The 3295-nt window shown below is 75.9% G+C and carries 4 protein-coding genes; all 4 read right to left on the bottom strand.

Annotated elements, in window-relative coordinates; all coding sequences use genetic code 11:
• A partial coding sequence (locus tag HTZ82_RS13440; protein ID WP_175409590.1) for a proton-conducting transporter membrane subunit occupies positions 1-1310 on the bottom strand: 1310 nt, incomplete at its 3' end.
• On the bottom strand, positions 1307-1612 hold the full coding sequence (gene nuoK, locus HTZ82_RS13435) for an NADH-quinone oxidoreductase subunit NuoK (RefSeq protein ID WP_175409589.1): 306 nt from the start codon (positions 1610-1612) through the stop codon (positions 1307-1309). The genes HTZ82_RS13440 and nuoK, both read right to left, overlap by 4 nt.
• The gene (locus tag HTZ82_RS13430) at positions 1609-2169 is read right to left on the bottom strand and encodes an NADH-quinone oxidoreductase subunit J (RefSeq protein ID WP_175409588.1); all 561 of its coding nucleotides are present in this window, start codon (positions 2167-2169) and stop codon (positions 1609-1611) included. The genes nuoK and HTZ82_RS13430 overlap by 4 nt, the downstream gene beginning before the upstream one ends.
• Positions 2170-2202: 33 nt before the next feature.
• Complete coding sequence (locus HTZ82_RS13425) at positions 2203-3132, bottom strand: complex I subunit 1 family protein (protein ID WP_175409587.1); 930 nt, start codon at positions 3130-3132, stop codon at positions 2203-2205.
• Positions 3133-3295: the final 163 nt, after the last annotated feature.

Below are 3295 nucleotides of genomic sequence, written 5' to 3'. Positions count from 1 at the left end.
CCGCGCCGCCGCTCGGTGTCGTAGCGGGTGGCGTCGTCGGCGGGCGGCGGCAGCACGTACCGGAGTGCCCGGACGCTGTACACGGCGGAGACGGCCGCGGCCGTGAGCCCGACGGCGTACAGGGCGGTGCCGTGGGCGGTGCCGGTCGCGCGGGCGGCGGCCAGGATCTCGTCCTTGGTGGCCCACAGCGACAGCGGCGCCAGTCCGGCGAGGGCGAGCGCGCTCGCGGTGAAGGCCGCGCCGACCAGCGGGTAGGAGCGGGCGGCGCCGCGCAGGGCGGTGAGCTGTTGGGTGCCGAGTGCGGTCAGCCAGGCTCCCGCGGCCAGGAACAGCCCGGCCTTGACGGCGGCGTGGGCCACCAGGTGCGCGGTGCCGCCCGCCACACCGGCCGTGCCGGCGGCGAGCACCATGAAGCCGACCTGCGCGCAGGTGGAGGCCGCGAGGAGCTGCTTCAGGTCGGACTGCGCGGCCGCGACGACGCCGAGGACGAGTGCGGTGGCGGCCCCGGCCCAGGCGACCAGGGGCTCGGCCCAGCCGGTGGCGGCGAGTACGGGGTGGAGGCGGAGCAGCAGGTAGGCGCCGGCGGCGACCATGGTGGCCGAGTGGAGCAGGGCGGAGACGGGGCTGGGGCCCTGCATGGCCCGCGACAGCCAGAAGGAGAACGGGAGCTGCGCGGACTTGCCGAGCGCGGAGACGACCACGCCGGCGGTCAGCACGTGGAGCCAGGGCGTGCCGGCGGTCGCCAGGGCGTCGAGCCGCAGGGAGCCCGCGCCGCCCGCGACGGCCGCGCCGGCTGCCACGTACAGGCCGAGGTCGGCGGCGCGGGTGGTGAGGAAGGCGGTGTCGGCGGCCCGCACCCGGTGCGGTTCGTGGCGGCGGAAGCCGATGAGCGCCCAGCTCGCGGCGCCCATCACTTCCCACGCCATCAGCAGCGGCGGCAGTGTGGTCGCGGTGACGGTGACCAGCATGGAGCCGGCGAACAGCAGCATCAGCCCGTGGAACCGTGCCCCGTCCCGGCCGGGGTCCCGCTGCCCGGCCGCGTAGCCGAGTACGGCGAGGGTGACGGCGGCGACGGTCACCACGAGGACGGCGGACAGTCCGTCGACGCGCAGCCCCGCGTCGACGTCGGCGAACAGCGGCACGCCGACCTCGGGCCGTACGACGGCGGCGGCCGCCGCAAGGCCGAGCGTGGCCGTCGCCAGGGCGAGGCCGACGGCGGGGGCGTACCGGTCGGCGCGGCGGCCGCCGGGCGCGAGCAGGGCGCCGCCGCCGAGCGGCACGGCCACCAGCAGCCACGGCAGGGCGCTCATCCCTTGAGCTCCTCGGCGCCGTCGGCCGTGTCGACCTCGCGGGCGCGGAAGATCGCCGTGGTGACGGCGAAGCCCATGGCCATCTCCACCGCCATCGCGACCACCGCGGCGACGACCACCACCTGGCCACTCGATGCGGCGGGCGCCAGGAAGTGCCAGAACGCGGCGGCGGCGACGATCACACCGCCGATCATCAGCTCGATGCCCATCATGATCATGACGATGGACTGCTGGGACAGCGCCCCGTACAGGCCGATGGCGAAGAGGCCGGCGGCCAGGAGGAGGTACGGCTCGATGGTCACCGGCCCACGCCTCCGCCCGCCGGGTCGTCGGCCGGGCGCCGGTCCAGGTCGTCGCCGAACCGGTCGTAGCGGCCGCGGTGCGTGGCGAGCACCGTCGCCGCCACGATCGTGGCGAGCAGGGCGAATCCGAGTGTGACCATCGTCAGCATCTGCCCGCGCATCAGCACCTCACCGGCCTGGAAGGTGGTGTCCCGCGGCGCCTCGCCCACCCGGTCCGGCCACGGTACGAGGAGGACACCCGCGGCCAGGGCGAGGAAGACCGCGGCGCTGATCGCGAGCGCGCCGCGCCGGTTGTGGACCATCGCCATGGGCATCAGGCCGGCCGGGTTCATCATGTAGGCGATCATGAACACGGCCATGATGACCATCTCCATGACCATCATCAGGACGACGACGACCCCCAGGTAGGGCAGTCCCAGGAGGATCACCACGCCGCCGGCGCAGCACAGCGAGCCCAGCAGCGCGAACGTCACCCTGGCCATGGAGGCGCAGCGGAACACCAGCACGGCGCCGGCCAGGGCCAGGACGGCCAGCACCGCGAACAGGGCCGTGGTCACGTCTGCCTCCTCCTGCTGTTCACCGTTCACCGTTCACCGTTCGAGTACGACGACCGCGACCGCGAGCGCCTGGAGCAGGGTCAGCGGGACCAGGACCATCCAGGCGAACTCCACGTACCGGTCGGGGCGCAGCGTGGGGATCCGCCGCCGCGCCCACACCAGCAGCGCCAGCACGGCGAGGGTCTTGACGAGCGACCAGGCCCAGGCGGGCAGCAGCGGCCCGGCGCCGCCGCCCAGGAACAGCGGCACCGCCATCGCGGCCCCGGCCGTGAGGAGCAGCCACCGGCCGGCCCGCAGCAGGAGCCGGTCGGTGCCGGACGCCTCGCCGAGCACGCCGCCCGCCGCGTCCCGTCCGGCCGGGTGGTCGAACGGGCCCAGGAAGCTGAACGCGAGCACGCCCGCCAGGTGGACGGCGAACGCGACCGGCATCCACACGGCGAACCACAGGCCGTCCTGCGCGGCGGCGATGTCGCCGACGCGCAGCGACTCCGCGCCGGTGCACGCGGAGATCAGGGCGAGCATCAGCGGCAGTTCGTAGGCCAGGCCCTGGGCGATGAAGCGGTAGCCGCCGACCAGGGCGAACGCCGCGTTCGGGCCCCAGCCGGCGAGCCAGAGCCCGCCCCAGGTCAGGACCTCCATGGCGTTGAACCAGACCACGCCGACCTCCAGGTCGGCGACCACCAGGTGGCCGAACGGGACGACCGCCGACGCCAGTACGGCCGCCACCGGGACGGTCAGCACGCCGATGCGCCACAGCAGCAGGTCGGCCGCCGGTGTCCTGCGGGGCTGGGCGAGCAGCAGCCGCGGCACGTCCAGGAGCGGGCGCAGCGCCGCCGACGCGGTGACCGGGCGGCCGGCCTCCCGGGCGGCCAGCAGGGCGTCGCCCGCGACGGCGAGCACGGCCAGGGCCGCGAGGAGGACGAGGGCGGCCGCCGGCGACCACCAGGGCGCCGCCTCAGCCACGGGCCGCCCCGGCCACCGGGACCGGCAGCTCGTCCGGGTCCGGGTCCAGACTGGCGACGACGAGCCGCGCGGCCGCCAGCTCGGCTCCTTCCAGCAGCCGCGGCAGTACGCCGACGAGGGCGGCCGACGGTGGGCGCCGCCCGCCCGGGCGGCCGCGCGGGCC

The sequence above is a fragment of the Streptomyces sp. TRM64462 genome (assembly GCF_013362995.1).
GTDB lineage: Bacteria > Actinomycetota > Actinomycetes > Streptomycetales > Streptomycetaceae > Streptomyces.
The sequence above is the reverse complement of the archived record's forward strand: the minus strand, read 5'-3'. Positions and strand labels throughout refer to the sequence as shown.